The sequence below is a fragment of the Luteimonas kalidii genome (assembly GCF_029887935.1).
Classification (GTDB): domain Bacteria; phylum Pseudomonadota; class Gammaproteobacteria; order Xanthomonadales; family Xanthomonadaceae; genus Luteimonas; species Luteimonas kalidii.
The window spans coordinates 407,115-433,864 of record NZ_JARXRO010000020.1 but is presented as its reverse complement, the minus strand read 5'-3'; the positions used below and the strand labels follow the sequence as shown (position 1 = coordinate 433,864).

Sequence of the window (26,750 nt, the reverse complement as noted above, 5' to 3'; positions counted from 1 at the left end):
CAGGCGGGACAGCAGGTCCTCACCGGACACACCGCCGGGGAAACCCGGGCAATTGTTGCTCTCGGGGATCCAGCGCGCGCGGCTCTCGCCCGCATCGAGCACCACGCAGCTGCGGTGGAAGCGCTGGAGGTAGCTGGCGGCGGTCAGCCCCGCGGGGCCGCCGCCGATGACTGCGACATCGAACATGCACGCATCCGGTGACAGGGCGAAGGCCGGCCACCTTAGGCCGGCGACCGTGCAGGGCGCGGGAAGGCGGCCGGGGCCGCGCTGCGTTCACATCGCGCCGCTGCGGCAGCACACCGGCATGCGCGGCTTCCACGTCCGGGGGTGGTCGTTCCGCTGGCGCGTCGGGGAGTCGACCCGCTAGCGCGCGTCCTGCCGCGTGGCCCCGGCCAGCGGCCGGCCCCAGCGCACGTAACTTTCGGCGATATCGCCGCGGATCCGGCGGTCGATGCCCGCCGTGACCTCGAACCTCGCCGCCACCGCGTCCCAGCCTTCCGATGGATCCTGGCGGCGCGCGTCGAGCACCGTGCGGCAGGAGCGACCGATGGCGCCCGCCAGCGCGCAAGCGTAATAGACGTCGCCCGGATGCAGCACAGGATCGGCCAGCGCCTCCTCGACCAGCGCGCGCGGCGCCTCGTGGTAGCGCACGATCTCGTCGACGAACGCATCGCGGTGGCGCGCGACGTACACGTCCATGTCGTGCAGGTGGGCATCGATCCAGTCGCTGCCGGTGCGCGGCTGCCAGGGTGCCGGAACTTCGGCGGCGGGATCGGGCGGGACGTCCTGCGCCGGCAGGTCCCGGGCGTCCTGCGCGAACGTTCCGGCGACGGGCAGGAGCAGCAGGCAGGCGATCGCAGCGGTGGACAGGCGCACGACGGTCTCCCTCAATGGGCCATGTCCGCGACGGCGGCCACGGTCGACAGTTCGCGCAACGCCTGCGGCAGGCCTGCGGCGGTCGCCACCTGGCGCAGGCGGGGATGGCCGGCGACGTCGTCGGCCTCGGCCTCGTGGGCCCAGGTCAGGTGGTAAGGCACGTGCACGCCCCACCCGCCCAAGCGCAGCACCGGCACGATGTCCGAGCGCAGCGAATTGCCGACCATCGCGAAGCGGTCGGCGGGCGTGTCGAATTCGTCCAGCAGGCGGGCGTAGGTGGCCACGTCCTTCTCGCTGACGATCTCGATCCGGCGGAACAGGTCGGCCAGTCCGCTCTCGCGGACCTTCGCCTCCTGGTGGAACAGGTCGCCCTTGGTGATCAGCACCACCGCGTGCTCGGCCGCGACCGCCTCGACCGCGGCGCGCACGCCGGGCAGCAGCTCGACCGGGTGGCGCAGCATGTCCTTGGCGATCTGCACGATGCGGTGCAGGTCGCGCGCAGGGATGCGGCCATCGGTGATGTCGACCGCCGCCTCCACCATCGACAGCGCCATGCCCTTCACGCCGTAGCCGAACACGGCGATGTTGCCGCGTTCGACCGCATACAGGCGATCGCGCAGCGAGAGGTCATGCAGGTCGACGTGCCGGGACACGATCTGTTCGAACTCGTCCTGCGCGGCGTGGAAGTAGTCCTCGCTGCGCCAGAGGGTGTCGTCGGCGTCGAAGCCGACCATGTCGATCACGGAGCCCATGCGCACATTATGCAACCGCGCACATGATATCGGCGGCCCGGTGGGCCGCCGATGTGGACGCATCTGCTTGGCGTGTGTCGAGACTGGATGGATTCGCGCGTCGGGCGCGGGATGCGGGGCGTCTGCCTGCCGTGGAGAGGTCGACCGGCAGAACGCCCCGTCCGCACAGGACTCAGTCGGCGCCGCCGGCGTCAGGCTGCGGCGAGGCGCTCGCGGCGGCCACGAAGGCCTTGTACTCGTCCGGCGTCAGTTCGCCGTCGGTATCGGTGTCGGCCTGGTCGAACACCTGCGCCAGTTGGGGCAGGTTGGCGGCCTCGGTCTTGCTGAGCGTGCCGTTGCCGTCCACGTCCAGGTCGGCCCAGGTCAGCGGCTGCTGGCCGGCGGCCGGGGCGGTGGACTGCGTCGGCTGCGCCTGCGTGGCCGGGTCCTGCGGCGCCGGGGTGGTGGCGTCCTGGGCGAAGGCCATCGGCATGGCGAGGGCGGCGCCCAGTGCGATCAGTCCGGTCAGCGGCTTGCGTGCATTCTTCATCACGATACTCCGTGTATTTGAGTGGCGCGCGGCGTTTGCGTCCTGAGTGACCGCTTCCGCACGGGACCCACCTTGCCCACCCGCCCATAAAAATTCCTGCATGTGCGCCGTTAACGATGCGTTCTGCGCCACTTGAGGTTCAGGAAGGTGCCTACGTGGAGAAGTAGTGGTGATGCAGGCAAGGGATGCAGCGCACGCGCGGGTATGAATAGGTGTGAATACGAAATCGCGTATGCGTATGCATATGCAGATGCGTGTGTGTGGGTGTGCGCGTGTGTCGGCGGGCGTGTCGATGACGGCGTGCCGGCCTGCCTGAGTGCGTGTACACGCGACGATCGTCATGTCGCCAGCGCGCGCTCCCACCGCTGGGTGGCCGATGCATGGTTCGGAGGCAGGCGGCCGCGCGTGGCACTCGCGGCGCGTCGCTGCCACCCCGATCCCGAGCGATGCCGCCGCGCCCCACGCAAGCGCGCGGCCACGGCGCACGCAGCGACACCATCGCGCGCCGCCCCCGGAAACGCGACGCCGACCTGGCGCTAGTCGTCCTCGCGCCTTAGGTCCACCTGCAGCTCGCCTAGCGCGTCGACCGAGACCTGCACCACGATCGGCCGGCAGCAGACCTGGCAGTCCTCCACGTAGGTCTGGCCCTCGGCGCCCGGATCCAGGGCGAGGGTGAGCGGTTCGCCGCAGTAGGGGCAGACGGCGTCGCCGAACTCGAGCGAAGGCATGGACGGATTCCCGGACGGCCCGGCGGGCCACCCGCGGACGCTATCATGCGTCGACCCACCGATCCCGGCGAGGAGACTGAAGATGCCACGTCCCATGTTGACCACCACCCTGCTCTCGCTCGCGCTGCTTGCCGCCTGCAACGCCGACGGCACCGCCACGACGTCCACCGCGCCCGCCGCCGATGCGAATGCGCCAGCCGAAACGCAGGCCGCGCGCGAAACGCGCGAGATCGGTCCGTTCTCGGTCGAGACGGTGGCCAGGTTCGACGAACCCTGGGCGCTGAGCTTCCTGCCCGACGGCCGCCTGCTGGTGAGCGAGAAGGCCGGCACGCTGCAACTGGTCGACGTCGGCACCGGCCGCGCGGCCGAGGTCACCGGCGTGCCCGACGTCGTCTATGGCGGCCAGGGCGGCTTCGGCGACGTGGTGCCGCATCCGCAATTCGCGGACAACGGCCTGGTCTACCTCAGCTACGCCGAAGCCGGCGATGGCGACACCGCCGGCGCCGCGGTCGCGCGCGCGCGACTGGTGACGGACGAGGCCGGCGGCGGCGCGCTGCAGGACATGGAAGTGATCTGGCGCCAGGTGCCGAAGGTCAGCGGCCGCGGGCACTACGCGCACCGCATCGTGTTCCACGACGGCAAACTGTGGATCGCCTCGGGCGACCGGCAGAAGTTCGACCCGGCCCAGGACATGACGTCGAACATGGGCAAGGTGCTACGCCTCAACGACGATGGCAGCGTTCCGGACGACAACCCGTTCGCGGGCCAGGGCGAGGTGGCGGCGCAGGTGTGGTCGCTGGGCCACCGCAATCCGCTCGGCCTGGCCTTCGACGGCAACGGCCAGCCCTGGGACATCGAGATGGGACCGAAGGGCGGCGACGAACTCAACAAGGTCGAGCGCGGCGCCAACTACGGTTATCCGATCGTGTCCAACGGCGACCACTACGACGGCCGCCCGATCCCGGACCACGACACGCGCCCTGAATTCAGCGCCCCCGCGATCACCTGGACGCCGGTGATCTCGCCCTCGAGCCTGGTGTTCTATTCCGGCGACGTGTTTACCGACTGGCAGGGCGATGCGTTCGCCGGCGGACTGTCGTCGCAGGCGCTGGTGCGGATCGAATTCGACGGCGACCGCGCCTGGGAAGCCGAGCGCTACGGGATGGGTGCGCGCATCCGCGGCGTGCGCCAGGGCCCGGACGGCGCGCTGTGGGTGATCGAGGACGGCGACGACGGCCGTCTGCTCCGGCTCGCGCCGAAGGGCTGAGCCGGGAGCGGAATTGCCGGCGCGGGCGGGAATCCTTTTCTCCGGCCGGGATGGTGCCGGGCAGCGCATGCGGGTTGGTCGGCGCTGGCCCGGTTCCGACGATGCGAACCGGGGCCGGCCGAGGCCGAGCACGGTGTCGAACATCTCAGCCGCGACTCACTGCGCCGGCCGCTCCACCCGGATCCCCATCGCCTCGCGGTAGCGTGCGTGCAGCGCCTGTACCTTGGCGATGTAGGCCTGCGTCTCGGCGTACGGCGGCACGCCGCCGTAGCGCTGCACGGTGCCGATGCCGGCGTTGTATGCGGCCAGCGCGAGCGTGCGGTCGTCGCCGTAGCGGCGCAGCAGCGCGCGCAGGTGGCGCGCGCCGGCGCGGATCGACTGCTTCGCATTGAACGGATCCTCGACGCCGTAGTCCGCGACCACGTCGGGCATCAGCTGCATCACGCCCTGCGCGCCCTTGGACGACAACGCGTCGGCATCAAACGCGCTCTCGGCATGCGCGACCGCGCGCAGCCAGGCATCCTCCACGCCGGTCGCTTTCGCGGCCGCACGGAACTCCGCCGCGAACGGCTGCAGCTGCGGCGCGCCCACCTGCCCCAGCCCTTCGTGTGCAGGCTCGCCCGGCGGTGTCACCGCGGTGAAGCGCAGGTACACGCGCGACCCGGGCAGATTCCGGGTGGAGTAGACCAGCCGGCCATCCTGCTCGCGTTCGTACAGGGTGCCGCTGAACACGCCCATCGATCCCCACAGGTTCGGGGTCTGCACGGCGGTGTCGTCGATCTCCCGGGCCTCGCACTTCGATCCCGGCTCGGGTGCGGTGGCGAGGCTGACGGTGCCCTCGCGCACGCAGCGGTAGACGGTGCGCGCCTCGACCGGCGCCGCCGCGGCTGCGAGGACGAGTGCCAGGCCCAGCGCGCCCAGGGCGAACCGTGCGCGCGATACGGGAGGTGCCGGAGTGCTGACGTCCCGGCATCCGCCGCCACGCGTGCCCGCTGCCAACCCGCATGCGTGGCGGGGGGTCACCGTGGATCCTGACACCGGAACCGGCATGGCAGGAACCTGCGTGGCGCGTGCGCGATGCCCGCGTCAGGACGCGATTTCGATGCCGTCGGCGGTGATGCGGTACTCCACCGGTTCGGCGGCGACGCCCCGCCCGCTGTCGCCGGACAGGTGCTCGACCTGCTCCGGGGTGAGCACCTTGCGCGTGAGCACGCCGTGCACCACGGCCCGGCCGGTCGTGTCCTTAGGCACCGAGAACGCGTGGTCGCCGAACATCACCCGCGCGGCCTTGCCGCCGTCCTCGAGCATCATCCAGCAGCCCTTGGCCTGGCAGACCCCGGTGATACGGCCGCTGAAACGGCGCGGGGCCTGCGCATGGGTCTCGAAGTCGTCGATCGCCTGCGACACCGGCACGACCGGTCCGTCCGGCATCGGCTCGCCGTAGGGCGTGCCGGCGTGCGAGGCGGCGGACGTGGCGGCGAGCGCCAGGACCAGGATCGCGTGCAGGCGCATGGCGGCGCTTCTCTCGGTTCGGGGGCGCCACGATAGCGCGAAGCGCACCGGACGCGGCGTGAGGCTAGGATGCCGGTCCCGACCGCTTCCGGAAGGCGCCCGTGCCCGACTGGTCCACGCTGATCCGCGACGTACCCGATTTCCCGAGGCCGGGCATCGTGTTCAAGGACATCACCCCGGTGCTGGCCGATGCCGACGCGTTCGCCGGCGCGATCGCCGACCTCGCGGCGCCCTGGCGCGCGTCGCCACCGGACGCGGTGGCGGGCATCGAATCGCGCGGCTTCATTCTCGGCGCGGCGCTGGCGCATGCGCTGGGCTGCGGCTTCGTGCCGGTGCGCAAGCCGGGCAAGCTGCCGGCGCGCACGCTGGCCCAGGACTACGCGCTCGAATACGGCCACGACCGGCTCGAGGTGCACGCCGATGCGCTGCCGCCCGGCGCGCGCGTGCTGGTGATCGACGACGTACTCGCCACCGGCGGCACCCTGCGCGCGGCGACCGCGCTGCTGCGGCGGCAGGGTGCGCAGGTGTGCGGTGCGGACGTGCTGGTGGAACTGGCCGCGCTGGACGGACGCAGCCGCTGGGACGACCCCGCGCCGCTGCGCGCGGTGCGGGTGCTGTAGCGCGCGCCATGCAGGTCGCCGCGCTCAAACGCTACTGCGCCGCACTGCCGGGCGCCGGGGCGGCGCTGCACGGGCCGCCGGCGAACATCCTGGTCTACAGCGTCGGCGGCAAGCGCTTCGCGCACTTCAAGACCAGCGCGCCGCAGCGCTGGCGCTTCAGCCTGAAGGCGCCGGCCGGACGTTTCCTCGAACTCACCGACCAGCCCGGGATCCAGCTCGCGCGCTGGCTGGGCCGCTTCGGCTGGATCACGATCGTCGACGTGCGCGCGATGCCCGCCGCCGGACTGCGCGCGCTGGTCGACGACTCGTGGCGCAGCGCCGTGGCGAAGCTGCCGAAGTCGCGCCGGCCGGCGGGTGGCCCGGCAACGCCGCGCGACTGACGGCACCCGCGCGGATTCCGCCGGGCGCCATGGATGGTGGGCCGCTGTTGCGTCGCTGGAACGCCGGCGCGCCGTAGAATGAGCGCCCGCGCGACGCGCCACCCGCGTCCGCACCTCCCCCTGCCCCACGGTGCCCGATGCGCCCTGCGCCTGCATCGGTCGGCCCAGCCTCCGCGTCGCCGTCCGCCATCGCCCTCGCGCTGGCCTCGGTGTACCTGGTCTGGGGCTCGACCTACCTCGCCATCCGGTTCGCCCTGGAGGGTGGCTGGCCGCCCCTGCTGATGGGCGGCGTACGCTTCCTGGCCTGCGGCGTCGCGCTGTACGCGGTGCTGCGCTGGCGCGGAATGGCCGCGCCGACCCGCATCCAGTGGCGCAACGCGGCGTTCGTCGGCGTGCTGCTGCTCGGGGTCGGCAACGGCCTGGTGTGCGTGGCCGAACAGACGGTGTCCTCGGGACTGGCCGCGGTCGCGGTCGCGTCGATGCCGCTGTGGATGGCGGTGTTCGCGATGCTGCGCGGCGAGCATCCGGGGCGCATGGAATGGCTGGGCCTGGGCGTCGGTTTCGTCGGCGTCGCGTGGCTCAACGCCGGCAGCAGCCTGGCGGCCTCGCCGGCGGGCCTGGTCGCGCTGCTGGTCGCCGCCATCGCGTGGGCGTACGGCTCGGTGTGGAGCCGCGGCCGCGGCCGCGACCTGCCCTCGCCCTTCATGTCGGCCGCGGCGCAGATGCTGTGCGGTGGCGCGGCGATGCTGGTGGTGGGCCTGGTGATCGGCGAGCGGTTCGCGGACTGGCCGACGCCGCAGGGGATGCTGTCCGTGGGCTACCTGGCCACGGTCGGTTCGCTGATCGGATTCAGCGCCTACATCTGGCTGCTGCAGCACGTGCGCCCGGCGCTGGCCGGCAGCTACGCCTACGTGAACCCGGTGATCGCGGTGCTGCTCGGCGCCTGGCTGGCCGGCGAGCGCTTCGGCGCGCACGAGCTCGGGGCGATGGCGGTGGTGCTGGCGGGCGTGGTCGCGATCAGCCTGGCGCGGGCACGCAAGGCCGCGCCGGCCCCGCTACCCGCGCAGACCGCGGACGCGGACGCGTGAGCCCGGTTGCGCTCGACCGCCGCGGCCTGTGGATCGCGGTGGGCGCGTTCGTGATCTGGGGGCTGATGCCGCTGTACTGGCACCTGCTCAAGGCGGTGCCGTCGCTGCAGATCGTGCTCCATCGCGCGGTGTGGTGCGCGGTGCTGGTCGCCGCCTGGCTGACCCTGCGCGAAGGTCGCGGCTGGTTCGCCGCGGTCGCGGCGCAGCCGCGGCTGGCGGGCATGCTGGCGCTGTCGGGCGCGCTGATCGCGGCCAACTGGGGCCTGTACGTGTGGGCGGTGAACGCCGGCCACGTGGTCGAGGCCAGCCTCGGGTACTTCATCAACCCGCTGCTCAACGTGGTCATTGGCGTGCTGTTCCTGCGCGAGCGGCTCTCGCCGGCGCAGTGGGTGGCGGTGGCGCTGGCGGGGTGCGGGGTGCTGTGGCTGACGTTCCACTACGGCAGCTTTCCGTGGATCGCGCTGTGCCTGGCGTGCTCGTTCGCGCTGTACGGGGTGATCCGCAAGTTCGCGGCGGTCGAGGCGGTGCGCGGGCTGGGCGTGGAGAACATGTTCATGTTCGTGCCGGCGCTGGCGCTGCTGCTGTGGTTCGAACTGCAGGGCCAGGGCGGGTTCTTCTCGCTGCGCTGGGGCGGCTGGATCGACGCGCTGCTGGTGCTGGGCGGCGCACTGACCGCGGTGCCGCTGATCTTCTTCGCCTATGCCGTGCGGCGGGTGCCGCTGAGCGTGGTCGGGTTGCTGCAGTACATCGGCCCGACGCTGCAGCTGCTGCTGGGCGTGTTCTTCTTCGGCGAGGCCTTCGGCAGCGACCGCGCGATCGGTTTCGGCTTCATCTGGATCGGCCTGGCCGCCTTCGCCATCGATGGTGCCCTCGCCCATCGCCGGCGCGTGGTCGCACAGCAGGCGTAGCCCGCTTCGGAGCCCGCTTCGTAGCCCGGATAAGCGCAGCGCATCCGGGGATCGCGGGTGCCGGATTTCGGCGCGCAGTCGCCAAGCCCCCGTTCGAACCGCTGCGCAATCGTGTCGTATGCCTTGAAGATGCGCGGTGTCCCGGATGCAGGGTTTCGGCGCGCAGTCGCCAAGCCCCGTTCGAACCGCTGCGCAATCGGTGTCGTGTGGCTTGAGGATGCGTGGGGTCCCGGATGCGCTGCGCTTATCCGGGCTACGGCGTCGTGGGCGTCAGGCGCGGGGGTGCGCGGGGGCGTCGGCCAGCGCGAGTGGCGCGGGGCAGTGGCGCGCAGGCGAGGCGTTGTCGAACCAGTCGATCACGGTGGGGGCCAGCAGGTCCAGCCGCATCGGCAGGCTGATGTGGTCCTCGCCCGGCACCTCGACGTAGTGCGCGCGCGGGGCGGCCGCGGCCAGCGCGCGCCCGTGCGCCACCGGCACGTGCGCATCCTCGCGACCATGCACGAGCAGCACGCAGGCCGGCACCTGCGCCAGCGCGGCACCGACATCGACCCGGTCCAGCGGCAGCCGCAGCGTATCGCCCGCCGCGACGATCGCGCGTTCCAGCGCGGCCTCGTCCAGCTGCCAGCGCAGCCAGCGGTGGCTGACCTGCTGCGCCAGACTTTCCGGCGCCTTGTGCAGCATGTGCGGGACCATGTCGCGGATCGCGCGGCCGGCGTTGTCGAACGACTCCAGCGCGACCACGCTCTCGACCTGCAGGCCGAGTTCGCGAGCGCTGAAGATCGCGGTGGCCGCGCCGTAGGACACGCCCATCACGTGCAGCGGGCCGGCGATCTCGCCCTGCGCGCGCAGCGCCACCACCGCATCGGCGATGTCGCGGGCCTCGCGCATCCCGTAGCCGGACGGCCCCGTGCCGGAGCGGCCGTGGTTGCGCAGGTCCAGGCTGATCGTGCGGTAGCCGGCCTGGGCCAGCTGCAGCGACCATGGCAGCAGCGAGCCGCCATCCATCATCCAGCCGTGCAGCAGCAGCACCGTGCCGCGGGGCGTGACCGGCGCGGTGGGCGCGGCGAAGTCGAGGCTGAAGTCCATGCGACCGCGCTCGCTGCCGTCGGGACGGTAGGCATAGTCGAGACGGTAGGCGCCAGGATCGAATGCGCGCCAGTAGAGATCGATCCCCGCGGACGTGGGCACCCGCCCCTCGCGGTGCGGCAGGCGCGCGATCGCCTGCTCGATGCGCGCCGTCGGCAGCAGCGGAGACACGCCCCCGGGTGCGACCAGGCGCCGGCCGAGCGCGTCCCCGCCGTCGGGCCAGGCGAAACCGGCCAGCAGCAGGCAGGCACACAGCAGCAGCATCGCGCGGCGCATCGGCGCGGTCCTCGTGGCGGAAAAGGTCGCAAAGGGTAGGGACCGCGCGCGCGGCCATCTACCGCGTTTGCATGACAGTCCGGTGACAGCGTGGCCACGATTCAGCATTAGAATCGCCGGTTCCGCCTTTCCCCACCGTCGGGCACCCGCACCATGGCCTCCACCCCCAGCCTCCCGCGCGGCAGCATCGTCGCGCTCGTCACGCCGATGCACGACACCGGCCGCGTCGACTACCCCGCACTGCGGCGCCTGGTCGACTGGCACGTCGAACAGGGCACCGACTGCATCGGCGTGGTCGGCACCACCGGCGAATCGCCCACCGTCGACGTGGCCGAGCACTGCGAGATCATCCGCGTCGCGGTGGAACAGGCCGCAGGCCGGGTGCCGGTGATGGCCGGCTGCGGCGCCAATTCCACCGCCGAGGCGATCGCGCTGGCCGAGTACGCGCGCGAGGTCGGGGCGCACAGCCAGCTGCAGGTGGTGCCGTACTACAACAAGCCCGGGCAGGAGGGCCTGTACCGCCATTTCCGTGCGATCGCCGAGGCCACCGGCGACCTGCCGGTCGTGCTCTACAACGTACCCGGCCGCTCGGCCGCCGACCTGCAGCACGACACCGTGCTGCGGCTGGCGCAGGTGCCCGGCATCGTGGCGATCAAGGAAGCGACCGGCAATCTCGAGCGCGCGCAATGGCTGATCCGCGAGGCGCCGGAAGGATTCGCCGTGTATTCGGGCGACGATGCCACCGCGGTGGCGCTGATGCTGTGCGGCGGGCAGGGCAACGTGAGCGTCACCGCCAACGTCGCGCCGCGCATGATGCGCGAGCTGTGCGCGGCGGCGCTGGCGCGCGACGTGGCCGGCGCGATGGACATCCAGATGCGCCTGCTGCCGCTGCACCGGCAGCTGTTCGTCGAGGCCAACCCGATCCCGGTGAAGTGGGCGATTTCACGCCTGGGCCTGTGCGGGCCCACCCTGCGCCTGCCGATGACCGAACTCGATCCGGCCAACCGGCCGGCGGTGGAAGCGGCGCTGCGCGAGGCAGGTTTGCTGTTGGACTGACGCCGCGGCGGCCTCCTCGCTGACGGCGGACTTGATTCAGGGCGGGCTTTCGCTCCTGATCCACGCTGCGACCTGACCGCTGTACCTCGGTCCGGGGCAGGAGAGCGACCCCCGCCGGCGGGCCGCAGCGTCGTTCGGGAGCCAGCCACCTGCGCTACATCGCCCGCAGGGCGTCGGTCACCGGCAGGGTCGCGGCGCGCAGGGCCGGGAACAGGCCGCCGACGAAGCCGATCGCCAGCGCCCACTTCAGGCCCTGCCACAGCAGCTCGGGCGACACGCGGAACTCGAAGCTCAGGCTCGCCACGCCGCCGGCGAGGGTCGAGGCGGTGTAGCCGTTGAACACCAGCCACGCCAGCAGCCCGCCGAGCAGGCCGCCCAGCAGCGCCAGCAGCATGGTCTCGAGCATCACCGCCACCACCACCGGCATGCCGCGGAAGCCGATCGCGCGCAGAGTGGCGATCTCGCGCGCACGCGCGGCCACGGTGGCGAACATGGTGTTGAGCGCGCCGAACACCGCGCCGATCGCCATGATCGATCCGACCACGATGCCGATGATGCGCAGCACGTTCGTCAGGGCCTCGGACTGCGCGGCGAAGTAGTCGGCGGTGGTGTCGGCCTCCACCTGCAGGCGCGGGTCGGCCGCGAGCGTGGCCTTGAAGGCGTTGAAGGCCTTGGGGTCGGTCAGCTTCGCGAACACCGAGGCGCGGCTGCTGCCGCGGTTGAAGGTCGAGGCCACCACCTCGGCATCGGCCCACATCTCCGAAGCCATCGCATCGTTGGACTCGAACACGCCCACCACCGTCCACACCTGGCTGCCGAGGCGGATCTCCTTGCCCGGATCCAGGCCCTGGAACTGGCGCCGGGCGCCGGTGCCGACCACCAGTTCGCGACGGCCGGTCTCGAAGCGGCGGCCCTCCACCAGCTTCAGCTCCGGGCGCACGGCCCAGGCCATGTCGCCGACGCCGCGCAGGGTCGCGCTGCCGTCCTCGCCATCGCGGCGCTGCACGTTGGCCGAGACCACCAGCTCGGCCGAGGCCAGCGGGCGTCCTTCGGCGTCGCGTGCGACTTCCGGCGCACGTTCGATCGCGTTGATCGCATCGCGCGAGACCACCGACATCAGTTCCGCCGACGAGCCGCCGCGCAGCACGATCGCGGTGTCGTCGCTGCCGCTGCTGCTGACCGTGTGGCGGTAGCCCTCGGCCATCGCCAGCAGCGCCACCAGCACGCCCACCACGCCGGCGATGCCGACCACCACCACCGACGAGGCGCCCAGGCGCTGCCGCAGGGTGCCCACGCCCACCCACGTCACCGACGCGGCCTGGCGGCCGCTGCGGGTGAGCGCCATCCACAGCGCGAACAGCACCGCGATCCCGATCAGCGCCTGCCAGGGCAGGAAGATCCAGGCGGCGAGGAAGGCGACCAGCAGCAGGAACAGGCCGAGTCCACGGAGTAGCTTCTTCAAAGCGGTCATCTGCATTCCCTCATGAGTTCCATCACGTCCGACCGCCCGGCGCCGCGCAGCGCGGCCGCGACGCGCAGGCGATCAACGTCCGCCATCAGCGGCCGGCCAGCGCATCGACGATGTTCAGCCGCATCGCCCGCATCGCCGGCAGCGCGCCGACCAGCAGCCCGATCACGATCATCAGCCCGAGCCCCAGCGCCCAGCTCTGCCAGCCGATCGCCGGCAGGCTGATCACGCCGTTGCTGGCGGCCGTGACCACCGGGCTGAGAACCGCGGCCAGGCCGAGCCCGAGCACGCCGCCGATCACCACCAGCAGGATCGACTCGGCCAGCACCATGCCCAGCACGCTGGCGCTGGTGAAGCCGATGGTCTTGAGGACCGCCAGCTCGGAGGTCCGCTCGCGCACCGCCTGGGCCATGGTGTTGCCGGTCAGCAGCAGCAGGGTGAAGAACACCGCGCCCATGATCGAGCCCACGATCAGGCCGATGTCGGCCATCTGGTTGAGCTGGGCGGCCATCGCCGCCTGCTCGTTCATGGTCTTGGTCTCGTTGGGCGAGTTGACCGACAGCGCGTCGATCGCCTTGGCCGCGGCGTCGCTGCGGTTCACGTCGGACACGCGGCTGATGTACCAGCCCACGGTGTCGTCCACGTACGGCGTGGCTTCCTCGAAGTAGTCGTAGTGCATCAGGATCAGCGCATCGGTGAAGCCGGCGCTGCGGCCTTCCTTGCCGCGCAGCACGCCGACGATCTCGAACGACCAGTTCAGGGTGCCGTCGCTGTTGGGGAAGATCGTCGACTGCAGCGGGATCCGCTGGCCGACCTCCCAGCCGAAGCGGGTCATCATCTGCTGGCCGACCAGGATGCCGTCGCGGGTGCGCTTCCACGCATCGAGCTGCGCGGGCTCGACGTCCACCTCGGGATACAGGTCGAGGTAGTTCGGCGCCACCGCGAAGGTGAACAGCTGGTTGCGCGGGTTCTGGTAGGCCCCGCCGAACCAGTTGGCCCAGGTCACCTCCTCGATGTTGTCGACCCGGCGGATGCGCGATTCCAGCGAGATCGGCAGGGTCTCGACGATCGACAGCCGCGAGGTGGTCTGCAGGCGCTGCGCACCGTCGGCGCTCTGGCCCAGCTGCGCGAACGTGGTGCGGATGCCGTCGAGCATGCCGAACAGCAGGAACGCGGCCAGGATCGAGGCCAGTGTGAGGAAGGTGCGGGCCTTGCGCCGGAACAGCGCCGCCCAGATCAGGTGGAAGTATTTCATCGCGCGCCTCCCGGCCTCAGGCCGCGTGGGCCTGGCCTTCGACCAGGGTGCCCTTGTCCAGGTGCAGGGTGTGGCTGGCGTATTCGGCCGCCTTCGGGTCGTGGGTGACCATCACGATGGTCTTGCCGTGCTCGCGGTTGAGCGTCTGCAGCAGGCCCAGGATGTCCTCGGCCGACTGCCGGTCGAGGTCGCCCGTGGGCTCGTCGCAGATCAGCAGCTTGGGGTCGGACACGATCGCGCGCGCGATCGCCACCCGCTGCTGCTGGCCGCCGGACAGCTCGGTGGGCTTGTGCGAGACGCGATCGGCCAGGCCCACCAGCTGCAGCGCGATCTGCGCGTTGCGCTTGCGCTGCGCGCCGCCGAGCTTCGTGAGGAGCAGCGGCAACTCGACGTTCTTCTGCGCGGTCAGCGCCGGCATCAGGTTGTAGAACTGGAACACGTAGCCCACGTTCTGGCTGCGCCAGTGCGAGAGCTGGCCGCCGCCGAGCTGGTCGATGCGCTGGCCGTCGACCTCGATGCTGCCGCCTGTGGGCGAATCGAGTCCGCCGATCAGGTTGAGCAGGGTGGTCTTGCCCGAACCCGACGGCCCCATCAGCGCGACGAAGTCGCCCTGCTCGATGTCCAGGTCGATGCCGTGCAGCACCTCGACCTTTTCCGGGCCGCGCTGGTAGGTCTTGGTCAGGTTTCGGATCGATACCAGGGATGCCATGGCTTGCCTCGCTGTGGTGTCGTGGCCGGGAACGTCCCGGTGGCGGTGTCGTTGCGCTGCACTGTGGTTCGGTGCAGCGCGCGTGTTGTCACTGGGGGTGGAATCGGAGGATGGCGTTCGCCACATGCACGCTCATGGCGCCTCCGTGGTCACGATGGCGCCGTCGGCGAGTTCCGCCGGCGGGTCGACCACCACGGTCTCGCCGGGCGCCAGGCCGGAGGTGACTTCGCGCGCGTCGCCGATGGTGCCGCCGGCCTCGACCTCGCGGCGCTCGACCACGTTGCCGTCGCCGACCACGAACACTGCCGCCTCGTCGCCCTGCCCGGCGACCGCAGTCGCCGGCACGCGCACGCCGCGGCGCGGGGCCTCGTCGTCCGCCGGTGCCTGCTCCAGGAAGCTCACGGTCACGCCCATGTCGGGCACGATGCGCGCATCCTTTTCCTTCAACGCCACGCGCACCTTCACCGTGGCCTTGCCGCGGTCGGCGGTGGGGATGATGGCGATCACCTCGGCCGGGATCTTCCAGTCCGGATACGCGTTGAGCGTGGCCTGCACCGGCATCTTCGGCTGCACCCGGCCGATGTAGGCTTCGCCGACGTCGACCTCGACCTCGAGCGAATCCATGTCGACGATGGTGCCGATGCCGGTGCGGGTGAAGCCGCCGCCGGCCGACAGCGGCGAAACGATCTCGCCCGGCTGCGCGGCCTTGGCGATCACCACGCCGGCGAACGGCGCGCGTACCACGGTGTTGTCCACGCCCAGGTCGGAGATGCGCAGGCTGTCTTCCGCCACTTCGGCGTTGCGGCGCGCGGTCACCAGTTCGGCGCGCAGGGTGTCGCGCTGGGCGACGGCCTGGTCGTACTGCGCCTTGGACACCAGTTGCTGTTCCACCAGCCGCGACAGGCGGGTGGCGTTGGCCTCGGCTTCGGCCAGGCGGGCCGAGATGCCGGCGGCCTGGCTGCGCGCCGCCGAGAGCTGGGCCGCGCTCAGCGAGCGCTGGGCATCGGCGTCGATCGGATCGAGCCGCGCCATCACCTGGCCCTCCTCGACTTCCATGCCCTCTTCGATCAGCACCTCGCGCACGCGGCCGGTGATCTTGGCCGACACGGTGGCCATGCGCCGCGCCACCACGTAGCCCGAGGCGTCGAGTACCGACGCGGGCGCGGTGCCGGCGGACAGCGACACGGCAGTCGCCGTCTCGACCTGCACCGGCTTCTCGCGCGCGAACAGCCACCAGCCGGCCAGCGCCAGCAGGACGACCACGACGGCGGCTACGAGCGCGATCCACAGTCCCTTGCGCGAGGGCGGCGGGCCGGGCGAGCGATCGATGCGAAGTTCGTTGAGCAGGTCTGCGTTGGTGTTCATGAAAGCACTGGACGGGGATTCGGGGCCATTGTGACCCAGCGACTTCGCGTGCGCGGCCCGGGGCCACGTACGACGCCGCCAAGACTAGCGGTGATCGCCGCTGCCGGCCGCTGACAGCTGTCACCCGCTTGGGCTGACGCTGGCGGATGTCGCGCGGTCGTGGCGGTCGTCAGCATGTCCCCAGGTCAACCGACGACGGAGCAGGCCCCATGGAATCGACATCCACCCCCGTTGCGCAGCTGGCGGGCGCAGGCAAGCGGTTCGGCGCCACCCGGGCGCTGCACGGGCTCGATCTCGCGCTGCACCCGGGCCAGGTCACCGCGCTGCTGGGCGCGAACGGCGCCGGCAAGAGCACCGCAGTCGGCCTGCTGCTGGGGCTGCTGGCGGCGGATGCGGGCAAGGTCCGCGTGTTCGGCCAGGCGCCGGGCACGCCGACGGTGCGTCGCCGCTGCGGCGCGATGCTGCAGTCGGCAGGCATTCCCGAACGCCTGCGCGTGGGCGAACTGCTGGCGCTGGTGCGCGCCGGCTACCCCGCGCCGCGGAGCGTCGCCGACTGCGTCGCGCTCGCCGGCCTCGACGGATTGCTCGCGCGCCGCTACGGCGCGTTGTCCGGCGGACAGCAGCGCCGCGTGCAGTTCGCGCTTGCGATCTGCGGCCGGCCGCGGCTGCTGTGCCTGGACGAACCGACCACCGGCCTGGATATCGATGCCCGGCAGCGGCTGTGGACGGCCGTCCGCGAACTGGTGGCCGAGGGCAGCACGGTCCTGCTCACGACGCACTACCTGGAAGAGGCCGAGGCGCTGTCCGACCGCGTCGCGGTGCTCGACGACGGCCGCCTGATCGCCGAGGGCGGCATCGACGAGATCCGTGCGCGCGTGGCCGTCCGCCGCATCCGCTGCGTCTGCCCGCTGCCGGCGGAGACGGTGGCGCAATGGCCGGGCGTGCTCGAGGTGGTGCGCGAGGGCGAGGCGCTGCGCATCCTCGCCGAGCCGGCCGAGCCGCTGGTCCGGCGACTGCTGGAGCGCGACCCCGGGCTGCGCGAGCTGGAGATCCGCCGCGCCGGCCTGGCCGACGCCTTCCTCGCGCTCACCCGCCCCGCCCTCCCCGAGGCCGCCTGATGGACATCCTGCTCGAATCCCGTACGCCCTGGCGCGCCTACCTGCTCGAGGCCCGCTGCGAACTGCTGCGCATGCTGCGCGAGCCGGCGTACTGCATCCCGGTCATCGCGTTCCCGGCCATGTTCTACCTATTGTTCGGCGTGCTGCTCAACCGCGGCAGCGACGCCGCCGCGCAGTACCTGCTCGCCAGCTACGGCGTGTTCGGCGTGATCGGCGCGGCGATGTTCGGCTTCGGCGTCACCATCGCCATGGACCGCGAACGCGGCTACCTGCGGCTGCGGCGCGCGTTGCCGACCCCGCCCGGCGCGCTGCTGATCGCGCGCATGGCCATGGCGGTGCTGTTCGCGCTGGCGGTGTCGCTGCTGCTCGCGGCGCTGGCCGTCGCCCTGGCCGGCGTGCGGCTTTCGCCGTCGCGGTGGGCGGGGTTGCTGGCGGTCAACGTGGCGGGCGTGCTGCCGTTCGCGGCCATCGGCCTGTGGGTCGGCAGCCTGGTCAGCGGCAACGCCGCGCCGGTGCTGCTCAACGCGCTGTACCTGCCGATGGCGTTCCTGTCCGGGCTGTGGCTGCCGCTGTCGATGCTGCCCGACTGGCTGGCGCGGCTGGCGCCGGTGTGGCCGGCCTATCACCTCGCCCAGCTTGCGCTGAAGGTGGTGGGCCACGACGATGGCGGCCACGCCTGGCTGCACGTGGCGGTGCTGGCGGGCGTGACCGCGGTGTGCTTCGCGTTGGCGCAGCGGCGGCTGTCCGCGGCGGAGTGACGCCCACCAGGCGAACGGAGGAGACGGCATGGCACCGGGATCGATGTTCGCGGTGCGCGACAGCAGCGCGGGCCCGACTGCGCCCGCGTGCCGGATCCGGCTTGCACGCGGCGCGGTCGGCGTGGCGGAGGATGCGCATCGCCCGGCGCCCGCTCGATCCGCGCGAATCCGCGTGCCGCGTGCCGGACGACAGGTCGCGACCAGCATTGCAGGCCTCTCTGGGCTGCGTCATGCCAGTCGCCGCGCTCTGCATGCGCGGATTCCCGTGTGCGCTGCGCTTGCCCGGGCTACGCAAGGCCGCGTCGTCCGTCGCCCGGACAAGGCATCAGGCCGCATTGCCGCCGCATGGACCCCGCGCGCATGATCCGGCGTCCCGTGCCGCGCTGGCTGTCGCCGCAGCCGGGCTCGCTGGCCGCGCTCGAACAGCGCATGGGGCGCTCGCCGTGGACGGCGATGATCCACCTGGTGTGGTCGGTCTGGGTGTTCCTGACCCCCGCCTTCTCCGGCGGCGCCTACGGCTACAGCGCGCGCTGGATGTGGATGACGCTGGTCTCCTATCCGCTGTTCGTGTGGCTGTACGCGATGACGGTGGTGCTCTCGCCGCGCAAGGCCTACGCCTGCGCGCTGGGCATGGTGGCGCTGTGCTTCGCGCTGCTGCCGTGGTATCCGTCAGGCCTGAGCTATTTCGTGTTCGGCTGCGTGATGCTGCAGCCGCGCACCGGCCGCTCGGTGGCGGCGTACCTGGTGGCACTGGTGGTGCTCAACGCGCTGCTGATGGCGTACGCGCTGCACATCGGCTATCCGTGGCAGGCGCTGGTGTGGATGCCCACGGTGACCGCGATCATCGGCGTGCTGGTGGTGCTGGAACGCTTCGGCCGCGAGCGCGATGCTGCCCTGCGGCTCTCGCACGACGAAGTGCGGCGCCTGGCCGCACTGGCCGAACGCGAACGCATCGGCCGCGACCTGCACGACCTGCTCGGGCACACGCTGTCGATGGTGGCGCTGAAGTCCGACCTGGCCGGGCGGCTGCTGGAACGCGATCCGGTGGCCGCAGGCAGCGAGATCGCCGAGGTCAGCCGGGTCGCGCGCGATGCCCTGTCGCAGGTGCGGCGCGCGGTGAGCGGCATCCGCGCGGCCGGCATCGCCGCCGAACTCGCCTCGGCCAAGCTGTTGCTGGAGACCGACGGGATCGCCTTCGACTACCGCTTCGACGCGGGCTTCGCCGACAGCGCGCTGCCGCCGGGCGTGGAGAGCGCGCTGGCACTGACCGTGCGCGAGGCCGCCACCAACATCCAGCGCCATGCCCGCGCCCGCCGCGCCGACGCCAGCTTCGGCGTCGACGGTGGCGACGCGGTGTTGCGCATCGCCGACGACGGCCACGGCGGCGCGATCGTCCCGGGCAACGGCCTGGCGGGCATGCGCGAACGGATCGAGGCCCTGCACGGCCGCCTGCGGGTGGGCGCCGGCGAACGCGGCGGCACCCTGGTCGAAGCGCGCGTGCCGCTGGCGGCGAACGACGACGCGGCGCTGCCTGCCGGCTGATCCGCCCGGGGCGTCGCCTTCGTTCTCCCGCCACATCGGATGTCCCCGGAAGCGATAGGGCTGTCGAGCGATGCATCGGGATCGCCCCTGCCGTCCACCGCCGCCGTAGCCCGGGTAAGCGCAGCGCACCCGGGACGCATCGGGAGGCGGGCTCGTGCGATCCCGTCGCCTTCGCGACACCCCGGATGCGGCCTCCGGCCTTATCCGGGCTACGCAGGTCCCCGTCGCCCAGGCGCGTAGCCCGGGCAAGCGCAGCGCACCCGGGACGCAGCGGAATGCGGACTCCTACGATCCCGCCGCCTCCGCGACACCCCGGATGCGGCCTCCGGCCTTATCCGGGCGACGCAGGTCCCCGTCGCCCAGGCCAGCGACACGCGCACCCGGAACCCGCGCGGCAAGACTTGCCGCGGCTCCCATCCCACCGCGCAATCCGCCGGCCCGAGTCCCGCGACCGACCTGCTAACGTTCGCCCCGATGCCCACGTCCCCACGCACGCCTTGATCCGGATCCTGCTCGCCGAAGACCAGGCCATGCTGCGCGGCGCGCTGGCCGCGCTGCTGGACCTGGAAAGCGACATCACCGTCGCCGGCACCGCCGCGGACGGCGAGAGCGCGTGGCGCGAACTGCAGCGGCTCGAGCCCGACATCCTGGTCACCGACATCGAGATGCCCGGCCTGACCGGGCTCGAACTCGCCCAGCGCATCCAGCGCCACGGCCTGCCGGTGAAGGTGGTGATCGTGACCACCTTCGCCCGCGGCGGTTTCCTGCGCCGCGCGCTCGATGCCGGCGTGTCGGGCTACCTGCTCAAGGACGCGCCCGCCGAACAGCTGGCGGATGCCCTGCGCCAGGTGCACCGCGGCGGCCGCGCGATCGATCCGCAACTGGCGCTGGAAGCCTGGGGCGAGGCCGATCCGCTCAGCGACCGCGAGCGCCAGGCCCTGCGTCTGGCCGGCGAAGGGCTCTCGGCCGGGCAGATCGCCGCGCGCCTGAACCTCTCGCACGGCACCGTGCGCAACTACCTGTCCGAGGCGATCGGCAAGCTCGGCGTCGGCAACCGCATCGAGGCCTACCGCCTGGCGCGCGAGAAGGGCTGGCTGTAGGGCGCGCCGCGCATGCCGCGAGCGCGGCGTCGCCCGGATCAGGCCGCAGGCCGCATCCGGGGAGACCGCGGACCCGAACGCCGCTCGACGAGACATCCCGCCCCCTGGCCCCGGGTGCGCTGCGCTTACCCGGGCTACGGCAGGTGCACCGAACCCGACGCGTCTCCCGATGCTGCGTAGCCCGGATAAGGCCAAGGCCGCATCCGGGGAGGCCGCGGACCCAAGCTCCGGTCGATGAGACATCCCGGCCCACTGCCCCCGGGTGCGCTGCGCTTACCCGGGCTACGCCGGTGCACCGAACCCGACGCGTCTCCCGATGACGCGTAGCCCGGATAAGGCCGCAGGCCGCATCCGGGGAGACCGCGGACCCGAACGCCGCTCGCCGAGACATCCCGGCCCCTGCCCCCGGGTGCGCTGCGCTTACCCGGGCTACGCCGGTGGTGCCCGGCTGTTTCGCTTCCGCCGGCTTGCGGGCGTACGCTGCCGCCACCACGCGTGCTCCGGAGGCTGCCATGTCCCGCGTCCCGACCCTGTATCGCGTCATCGCCATCGCCGCGTTCGCCTGGAACCTCACCGGCATCGCGATGTTCCATCTTCAGACCAGCCTCGATGCCGCGCAGATCGCCGCGCTGCCACCTGCGCAACAGGCGGTCTACGCGGCGATGCCGCCATGGCTGGACATCGTCTACGCCATCGCCGTGTTCGGCGGCGCGCTGGGGGCGCTGGGCCTGCTGCTGCGACGGCGCTGGGCGATCCCGCTGTTCGCACTCTCGCTGGCGGCGGTGCTGGTCCAGATGATCGCCATCTATGCGCTCACGCCGGCGTGGGAGGCCTCGGGCGTGTCCGGCCTGCCGATGACCCTGCTGATCGTCGGCATCGCCGCCTTCCTGCTGTGGTACGCGCGGCTGGCCGCGGCCCGCGACTGGCTGCGCTGAGCCGCCCCCGAGGCGTCAGGCCGCCGCTTCCGCCGCGCGCGGGTGCGCAGGCAAACCGTCCAGCAGCTGGTCGACCAGCGCGTCGATCCGCTCCATCGCCGCGGCCACCGAAGCGTCCAGTCGTGCATCGCCGAACTCCTCGTACTCCACCGCGATGGCGTGCAGCTCGTGGATGCCGATGAAGCCGAGCGCGGTGCGCAGCTGCGGCTCCAGGTGGTTCATATGCGCCAGCGGCGCGCCGGGATCCATGCCGTGCCCGCCCCGCGAGGACAGCACCACCGCGCGCCGCGGCCGGTCGGCCAGGAGCGGGATGTAGGGATCTTCGCCGCGCGACGGATCGAACGCCACGGTCCGTCCGATCCGCACCACGCCGTCGACCCAGGCCTTGAGCGGCGCCGGCATGCCGAAGTTGTACAGCGGCGCGCCGATCACCAGCAGGTCGCTGGCGACCAGTTCCTCGACCAGCGCGTCGCTCTCGGACAGCCGCTCACGCATCGCCGGATCGCGCCGCGGCGCGGGCGTGAACTCCGCGCGGATCCAGTCGTGGTCCACCCAGCGCGGCGGCGTGGCCGCCAGATCGCGATAGCGGACCGGATCATGCGGACGGGCGGTCCGCCAGCGCGCGACGAAGCGGTCGCTCATGGCGCGGGTGTACGAGCCACGCGGCTCGATCCCCCGGCGTCCGGGGCGGGCACTGGCATCCAGGTGCAGCAAGCGGGTCATCACGTCACCTCGGGTTAGGATGGTTCAAGGCAAAAGTCCTTGCGACAGACGCTAAGCCTCACCAGACGCGGCGACAAACGATCTTTTCTCCCTCGATGATTGAGCTGAACTAATTCATGTCGCGCAGATTGCCATCGCTCTCGGCGCTCCGGGCCTTCGAGTCCGCCGCCCGCCTGGGCAGCGCCAAGGCGGCGGCCGACGAGCTCTCGGTCACGCCCGCGGCCATCAGCCACCAGATCCGCCAGCTCGAGGAGGAGCTCGGCCTCGCGCTGTTCGTGCGCCGTCCGCGGCGCCTGGTGATCACGCCACGCGGGCTGGAACTGCAGCAGGCCCTGACCGAGGCCTTCGCCGGGGTCGCATCGGCAGTGGAGCGCGCACGCACGCCGCGACGCCGCAGCCTGACGCTCAGCGCGACGCCCGCGGTCGCCTCGCGCTGGCTGGTGCCGCGGCTGCCGTCGCTGCGCGAGGCCTGCGCCGACCTGGACCTGCGCGTCCACGTCTCGCACGAACCGATGTCGCTGGACGGCATCGAGGCGGATGCCGCGATCCGCTACGGGCACGGTCGCTGGCCCGGGCTGGAGGCGCACAAGCTGATCGACAACGTGTTCGCGCCGGTCTGCAGCCCACGCCTGGACCTCCACGAGCGCGACGCGCTGGTGCATCAGACCCTGCTGCACTTCGCTCCGCCAGGCGCACGCAGCGCGCCGGTGGACTGGCGGCGCTGGCAACAGCACGCCGGCATGCCGGCCCTGGATGCGACCGCCGGCCCGGTGTTCTCGGACGAAACCCACACCATCTCCGCCGCGATCGCCGGGCAGGGGGTGGCGCTGATGAGCCTGGCGCTGGTGGCGGACGAACTGCAGGCGGGCACGCTGGTGACCCCGTTCGGGCCGGCGCTCGAGGCCGAACCGTTCTACCTCGTCTATCCGAGCGCCCGGCGCGACGACTGCTGGCTGGCCACCCTGCGCGACTGGATCCTGGGCCTGCCCCTGCCCGCGGCGCCTGTCGGTTCCAGCCAGGCGGCTCAACCGCCGCAGCGGGCCCTGAGCATCGCGTAGGCGGCGCGCAGGCCCAGTGCCTCGCCTCCGGCGGGGCGACCGGCGCGCGCGCTGTCGTTCCAGGCGTAGACGTCCAGGTGCGCCCACGGCACGCCTTCGGGGACGAAACGCTCCAGGTACAGCGCCGCGGTCACCGCGCCCGCCATGCGCGAGCCGGCGTTCGCCAGGTCGGCGATGTTGCTGGTGAGGTAGCGCAGGTACGGACGCCAAAGCGGCATCCGCCACAGCGGGTCGCGTTCGCGTTCGCCGGCGGCGAGCCAGTCGCCGGCCAGCGCGTCGTCGTTGACGAACAGCGCCGGCAGGTCGGGGCCCAGCGCGATCCGCGCCGCGCCGGTGAGGGTGGCGAAATCCAGCACCAGGTCCGGCGACAGCTCACCCGCATGCGCGAGCGCGTCGCACAGCACCACGCGGCCTTCGGCATCGGTGTTGTCGATCTCCACGCTCACGCCCTTGCGGGTGGCGATCACCTCGCCCGGGCGGAAGGCCTCGGGCCCGATCGCGTTCTCCACCGCCGGCACCAGCACGGTGAGCCGCAGCGGCAGCCGGCGCGCCATCACCAGTTCGGCCAGCGCCAGCGCGTGCGCGGCGCCGCCCATGTCCTTCTTCATGTGGCGCATGCCGTCGGCCGGCTTGATGTCCAGGCCGCCGGTGTCGAAGCACACGCCCTTGCCCACCAGCACCAGGTGCGGACCGGCCTGCGCGTCGCCGCCGTGCCACTCGAACTTCAGCAGCCGCGGCGCCCGGTGCGAGGCCCGGCCGACGGCGTGGATCGCGGGGAACCCCTGCTCCAGCAGCGCATCGCCGACGATGCTCTCGAAACGCGCGCCGTGCGCGGACGCGATCTCCCGCGCCACCGCTTCGAGCTGCTCCGGGCCCATGTCCTCGGTCGGGGTGTTGACCAGGTCGCGCACGCGCACGCAGGCGGCGAGGACGTCGCGCGCCTCCGCCTCCAGCGCCGGCACCGACAGCCGGGCCGGCGCGCGACCGCCGGACTTGTAGCGCGTGAACCGGTACGCGCCCAGGCCCCAGCCCAGCTGCAGCGCGCGGGCGGCATCGCCGTGCACGGGCGCGGCCGGGCGCCAGTCGCCGATCGGCAGCGCGGTCGGCGCGTGGGCGTAGCTGTAGGGATCGAGCGGATCGCCGATGCCGAGCACCGCACCGGCCACGCCCCGCTCGCCGGGCAGCAACGCGCAGCTGCCGGCGGCGGCGTCGAACTGCTGCTGCGACAGCCATGCGCGCACGGATTCGGGCTGGGCCTGGAGCCAGTCGTCGTAGTGCGCGCGTTCGAGCAGATGCAGTGGAAGTGCGTCGGAATCGGCGGGAGCGAAGCCCGCGGGCAGGTCGGCCGTGTGCATGGCGATAGTGTGGACCAAGCGCGCCGGATTTTCCCGCCGCGACGCGGCCGACGCCACCGTCCATGGCCTGCACGGGGCGGTTTCCGCGTCCGGCCCAATGGGGGATCACGGCAGGCAATGTGTTGAACGGGATCGATGTGCGCTGGGGGCCGCTGCAGGATCTCGACGCGGCGGCGTTGGCGGAATGGAGCGCCCTGGGCCACGAGGCGCCCTGGGCGAGCCCGTTCGCGATGCCTGAATTCGTGCTGCCGGCGGTGCGCTGGCTGGACGTCGCGGCGCCGACGGTCGTGCGGGTCCTGCGCGCAGGCCGGCTGCTGGGCGTGGGCTGCTTCGTCGACGAAGGGCCGGACCTGTTCGCACCGCTGCCGCGGCTGGGCAACTTCCGCAGCGTGCACTCGTTCCGCTGCGGGATGCTGTGGCGCCAGGGCGAAGAGGCCACGGTGGCCGACGGACTGGTGCGGTTCGCACGCGACACCACGCTCAAGCGCCGCCACGGACTCGCCTTCGAACGCCTGGCCATGGCCGATCCGCTGGCGCGTGCGCTGGCGCGACGCGCGGCGCACGAGGGCGGCGCGTGGCACGAGCGCAGCCGCTTCCAGCGCCCGGTGCTGCGGCTGGACACCGGCGACGTGGCCGAACGCGTGCCCGCATCGCTGCGCAAGGATCTCGATCGCCGCCTGCGCCGGCTGCGCGAGCGCGGCCAGGTGGAATTCCACCTCCTGCACGGCGCCGATGCGGACGCGGCGGCGGTGGACACCCACCTGCGGCTGGAACACCAGGGCTGGAAGCGGGAGGCCGGGACCTCGCTGCTGTCGTGCGGCCGCCACGCGTCGTTCTTCCGCGAACTGTGCACGCGCTTCGGCGCGCGCGGGGCGATGGTGTTCAGCGAGATCCGCCTCGACGGCGTGCCGATCGCCTCCACCAGCAACATGCGCCTTGGCGACACGCTGCACGCGTTCAAGAGCGGCTTCGACGCGGCATTCGCGCGCTGCAGCCCGGGACGGCTCAACGAATGGATGCTGATGCGCGCGCTGCGCACCACATGGCCGCAACTGCGCTGCTTCGACAGCATGTCCGGCGGCGACGGCCACATGGCCGACCTGCTGCCGGATCGCGAACCGGTGGCGACCGGCGCGTTCTCGCTCTCGCGCCCGGCGCGACTGGCGCTGTACGCCGCCCGCGCCTGGCGCCCGCTGGCCTGGCGGTTCTCCGGAAGCTGAGATCACGTAGCCCGGGTAAGCGCAGCGCACCCGGGATCGCGCACGGAGGTCGACGCCGGTTCCACCACCTTGGCGCGCGCGCCTCCACACCTCGCGCGGAGGCCTCGCGGCCACGCGCCGCTACACTGTCGCCATGCGATTCCCCGTACGCGCCGTCACCCTCGACCTCGACGACACCCTGTGGCCGTTCGCGCCGATCGGCGCGCGCATCGAACGCGTGCTCGACGCGTGGATGCGCACCCACAGCCCCGCGACCGCGACCATGTTCCCGGTCGAGGCGATGCGCGCACTGCGCGAGCGGGTGTGGCACGAGCACCCGCACCTCGCCCACGACCTGAGCGCCCTGCGCCGGCTGACGCTCGAGATCGCCCTGCGCGAGAGCCGCGGCGACATGGCGCTGCTCGACGCGGCGTACGAGGCCTTCTACGCCGAGCGCAACCGGGTCGAGTTCTATCCCGACGCCCTCGACGCGCTGCAGCGCATCGCCGCGCTGGTGCCGGTGGTGGCGCTGAGCAACGGCAACGCCGACCTCGCGCGCTGCGGCATCGAGCGGCACTTCGCATTCCAGCTGCACGCGCGCGAGCACGGCGCGGCGAAGCCGGAACCGAGCATCTTCCTGGCGGCGTGCACACGCCTGCGCTGCGAGCCGAACGAGGTGTTGCACGTGGGCGACCACGTCGACGCCGACGTGCGCGGCGCGGCACTGGCGGGGTTGCGCAGCTGCTGGATCAACCGCGTTGAGGCCACCTGGCCGCACGATGACGTGGCGCCGGACCTGCACTTCGACACCCTGGCCGCGCTGGCGGACTGGCTCGAACGGCGCTGAGGTCGACGCCCACATCCCCCGGGTGCGCTGCGCTTACCCGGGCTACACCGGAGCCCGCGTAGCCCGGATAAGGCCGAAGGCCGCATCCGGGGAACACGAGGCGCCGGACGTCGAGATGACCTTGTGCCGTGACGCAGGAAGATGACTTTCCGCCGTGTCGTCCAGGTGACCCTGTCCCGCGCCCCGGGTGCGCTGCGCTTACCCGGGCTACGTGACCGGCGCCCGCGTAGCCCGGATAAG

General features: G+C 72.2%; 28 protein-coding genes. 14 read left to right on the top strand and 14 right to left on the bottom strand.

The window, feature by feature from the left end; all coding sequences use genetic code 11:
- The 5 genes from QFW81_RS15445 to QFW81_RS15425 all read right to left on the bottom strand — a co-directional run.
- Positions 1–186 (bottom strand): NAD(P)-binding protein (locus QFW81_RS15445; protein ID WP_280580033.1); only part of this gene is annotated, 186 nt, incomplete at its 3' end.
- Positions 187–363: 177 nt separating this feature from the next.
- Complete coding sequence (locus QFW81_RS15440; protein WP_280580032.1) at positions 364–876, bottom strand: hypothetical protein; 513 nt, start codon at positions 874–876, stop codon at positions 364–366.
- An 11-nt stretch (positions 877–887) separates the two neighbouring features.
- Positions 888–1,628, bottom strand: coding sequence for an HAD family hydrolase (locus tag QFW81_RS15435; RefSeq protein WP_280580031.1), 741 nt, complete (start codon positions 1,626–1,628; stop codon positions 888–890).
- Between the two features lie 172 nt (positions 1,629–1,800).
- Entirely contained in the window at positions 1,801–2,163 is a 363-nt protein-coding gene (locus QFW81_RS15430) for an EF-hand domain-containing protein (protein ID WP_280580539.1), read from the bottom strand.
- Positions 2,164–2,693: 530 nt separating this feature from the next.
- A complete protein-coding gene (locus QFW81_RS15425) occupies positions 2,694–2,885 on the bottom strand; it encodes a CPXCG motif-containing cysteine-rich protein (RefSeq protein ID WP_280580029.1) in 192 nt (63 codons plus the stop codon).
- 82 nt (positions 2,886–2,967) lie between these two features.
- On the opposite strand from QFW81_RS15425, the gene QFW81_RS15420 reads away from it, so the two are divergent.
- On the top strand, positions 2,968–4,152 hold the full coding sequence (locus QFW81_RS15420; protein ID WP_280580027.1) for a PQQ-dependent sugar dehydrogenase: 1,185 nt from the start codon (positions 2,968–2,970) through the stop codon (positions 4,150–4,152).
- A gap of 156 nt (positions 4,153–4,308) precedes the next feature.
- Here QFW81_RS15420 and QFW81_RS15415 read toward each other — a convergent pair whose 3' ends face one another.
- Positions 4,309–5,073: a lytic transglycosylase domain-containing protein gene (locus tag QFW81_RS15415; protein ID WP_280580538.1), complete on the bottom strand. Its 765-nt coding sequence runs from the start codon at positions 5,071–5,073 to the stop codon at positions 4,309–4,311.
- Positions 5,074–5,238: 165 nt separating this feature from the next.
- On the bottom strand, positions 5,239–5,664 hold the full coding sequence (locus QFW81_RS15410; protein ID WP_280580026.1) for a DUF4920 domain-containing protein: 426 nt from the start codon (positions 5,662–5,664) through the stop codon (positions 5,239–5,241).
- Positions 5,665–5,765: 101 nt separating this feature from the next.
- Here QFW81_RS15410 and QFW81_RS15405 point away from each other — a divergent pair, with 101 nt between their 5' ends.
- The 4 genes from QFW81_RS15405 to rarD all read left to right on the top strand — a co-directional run bounded on the left by QFW81_RS15405 (position 5,766) and on the right by rarD (position 8,660).
- Complete coding sequence (locus QFW81_RS15405; protein ID WP_280580025.1) at positions 5,766–6,284, top strand: adenine phosphoribosyltransferase; 519 nt, start codon at positions 5,766–5,768, stop codon at positions 6,282–6,284.
- Between the two features lie 8 nt (positions 6,285–6,292).
- Positions 6,293–6,664: an MmcQ/YjbR family DNA-binding protein gene (locus QFW81_RS15400; RefSeq protein WP_280580024.1), complete on the top strand. Its 372-nt coding sequence runs from the start codon at positions 6,293–6,295 to the stop codon at positions 6,662–6,664.
- 137 nt (positions 6,665–6,801) lie between these two features.
- The gene (yedA, locus tag QFW81_RS15395) at positions 6,802–7,752 is read left to right on the top strand and encodes a drug/metabolite exporter YedA (RefSeq protein ID WP_280580023.1); all 951 of its coding nucleotides are present in this window, start codon (positions 6,802–6,804) and stop codon (positions 7,750–7,752) included.
- On the top strand, positions 7,749–8,660 hold the full coding sequence (gene rarD / locus QFW81_RS15390) for an EamA family transporter RarD (protein WP_280580022.1): 912 nt from the start codon (positions 7,749–7,751) through the stop codon (positions 8,658–8,660). The genes yedA and rarD overlap by 4 nt, the downstream gene beginning before the upstream one ends.
- 270 nt (positions 8,661–8,930) lie before the next feature.
- Here the strand turns inward: rarD and QFW81_RS15385 are convergent, their stop codons facing one another.
- The gene (locus tag QFW81_RS15385; protein WP_280580021.1) at positions 8,931–10,022 is read right to left on the bottom strand and encodes an alpha/beta fold hydrolase; all 1,092 of its coding nucleotides are present in this window, start codon (positions 10,020–10,022) and stop codon (positions 8,931–8,933) included.
- Positions 10,023–10,175: 153 nt separating this feature from the next.
- On the opposite strand from QFW81_RS15385, the gene dapA reads away from it, so the two are divergent.
- Complete coding sequence (gene dapA / locus QFW81_RS15380; RefSeq protein ID WP_280580020.1) at positions 10,176–11,078, top strand: 4-hydroxy-tetrahydrodipicolinate synthase; 903 nt, start codon at positions 10,176–10,178, stop codon at positions 11,076–11,078.
- Between the two features lie 154 nt (positions 11,079–11,232).
- Here dapA and QFW81_RS15375 read toward each other — a convergent pair whose 3' ends face one another.
- From QFW81_RS15375 to QFW81_RS15360, 4 genes are all read right to left on the bottom strand, one after another.
- Entirely contained in the window at positions 11,233–12,549 is a 1,317-nt protein-coding gene (locus tag QFW81_RS15375) for an ABC transporter permease (protein ID WP_280580019.1), read from the bottom strand.
- 85 nt (positions 12,550–12,634) lie between these two features.
- Positions 12,635–13,801: an ABC transporter permease gene (locus tag QFW81_RS15370; RefSeq protein WP_280580017.1), complete on the bottom strand. Its 1,167-nt coding sequence runs from the start codon at positions 13,799–13,801 to the stop codon at positions 12,635–12,637.
- A gap of 16 nt (positions 13,802–13,817) precedes the next feature.
- Positions 13,818–14,510, bottom strand: coding sequence for an ABC transporter ATP-binding protein (locus QFW81_RS15365; RefSeq protein ID WP_280580015.1), 693 nt, complete (start codon positions 14,508–14,510; stop codon positions 13,818–13,820).
- Between the two features lie 132 nt (positions 14,511–14,642).
- Positions 14,643–15,875, bottom strand: coding sequence for an efflux RND transporter periplasmic adaptor subunit (locus QFW81_RS15360; RefSeq protein WP_280580013.1), 1,233 nt, complete (start codon positions 15,873–15,875; stop codon positions 14,643–14,645).
- A gap of 209 nt (positions 15,876–16,084) precedes the next feature.
- Here QFW81_RS15360 and QFW81_RS15355 point away from each other — a divergent pair, with 209 nt between their 5' ends.
- From QFW81_RS15355 to QFW81_RS15335, 5 genes are all read left to right on the top strand, one after another.
- The gene (locus tag QFW81_RS15355) at positions 16,085–16,993 is read left to right on the top strand and encodes an ABC transporter ATP-binding protein (protein ID WP_280580011.1); all 909 of its coding nucleotides are present in this window, start codon (positions 16,085–16,087) and stop codon (positions 16,991–16,993) included.
- Positions 16,993–17,751 carry an ABC transporter permease gene (locus QFW81_RS15350; protein ID WP_280580009.1) on the top strand — a complete coding sequence of 253 codons (759 nt, stop codon included), beginning with the start codon at positions 16,993–16,995 and terminating at the stop codon, positions 17,749–17,751. Before QFW81_RS15355 ends, QFW81_RS15350 begins: the two co-directional genes overlap by 1 nt.
- A 360-nt stretch (positions 17,752–18,111) precedes the next feature.
- On the top strand, positions 18,112–19,293 hold the full coding sequence (locus QFW81_RS15345) for a sensor histidine kinase (RefSeq protein WP_280580008.1): 1,182 nt from the start codon (positions 18,112–18,114) through the stop codon (positions 19,291–19,293).
- A gap of 497 nt (positions 19,294–19,790) precedes the next feature.
- A complete protein-coding gene (locus QFW81_RS15340; RefSeq protein WP_280580007.1) occupies positions 19,791–20,393 on the top strand; it encodes a response regulator transcription factor in 603 nt (200 codons plus the stop codon).
- Between the two features lie 512 nt (positions 20,394–20,905).
- The gene (locus tag QFW81_RS15335) at positions 20,906–21,328 is read left to right on the top strand and encodes a hypothetical protein (RefSeq protein ID WP_280580006.1); all 423 of its coding nucleotides are present in this window, start codon (positions 20,906–20,908) and stop codon (positions 21,326–21,328) included.
- A gap of 15 nt (positions 21,329–21,343) precedes the next feature.
- On the opposite strand, the gene QFW81_RS15330 is transcribed toward QFW81_RS15335, so the two are convergent.
- Positions 21,344–22,051: an FMN-dependent NADH-azoreductase gene (locus QFW81_RS15330; protein WP_280580005.1), complete on the bottom strand. Its 708-nt coding sequence runs from the start codon at positions 22,049–22,051 to the stop codon at positions 21,344–21,346.
- Positions 22,052–22,167: 116 nt separating this feature from the next.
- On the opposite strand from QFW81_RS15330, the gene QFW81_RS15325 reads away from it, so the two are divergent.
- Complete coding sequence (locus QFW81_RS15325; RefSeq protein WP_280580004.1) at positions 22,168–23,109, top strand: LysR substrate-binding domain-containing protein; 942 nt, start codon at positions 22,168–22,170, stop codon at positions 23,107–23,109.
- On the opposite strand, the gene QFW81_RS15320 is transcribed toward QFW81_RS15325, so the two are convergent.
- Complete coding sequence (locus QFW81_RS15320) at positions 23,076–24,464, bottom strand: leucyl aminopeptidase family protein (protein WP_280580003.1); 1,389 nt, start codon at positions 24,462–24,464, stop codon at positions 23,076–23,078. The genes QFW81_RS15325 and QFW81_RS15320 overlap by 34 nt on opposite strands.
- A gap of 122 nt (positions 24,465–24,586) precedes the next feature.
- Between QFW81_RS15320 and QFW81_RS15315 the strand changes: the two genes are divergently transcribed.
- Both QFW81_RS15315 and QFW81_RS15310 read left to right on the top strand, forming a co-directional pair.
- Positions 24,587–25,684, top strand: a complete 1,098-nt coding sequence (locus tag QFW81_RS15315; protein ID WP_280580002.1) for a GNAT family N-acetyltransferase — start codon at positions 24,587–24,589, stop codon at positions 25,682–25,684.
- 133 nt (positions 25,685–25,817) lie between these two features.
- Complete coding sequence (locus QFW81_RS15310; RefSeq protein WP_280580001.1) at positions 25,818–26,510, top strand: HAD family hydrolase; 693 nt, start codon at positions 25,818–25,820, stop codon at positions 26,508–26,510.
- The last annotated feature ends 240 nt before the right edge of the window (positions 26,511–26,750 follow it).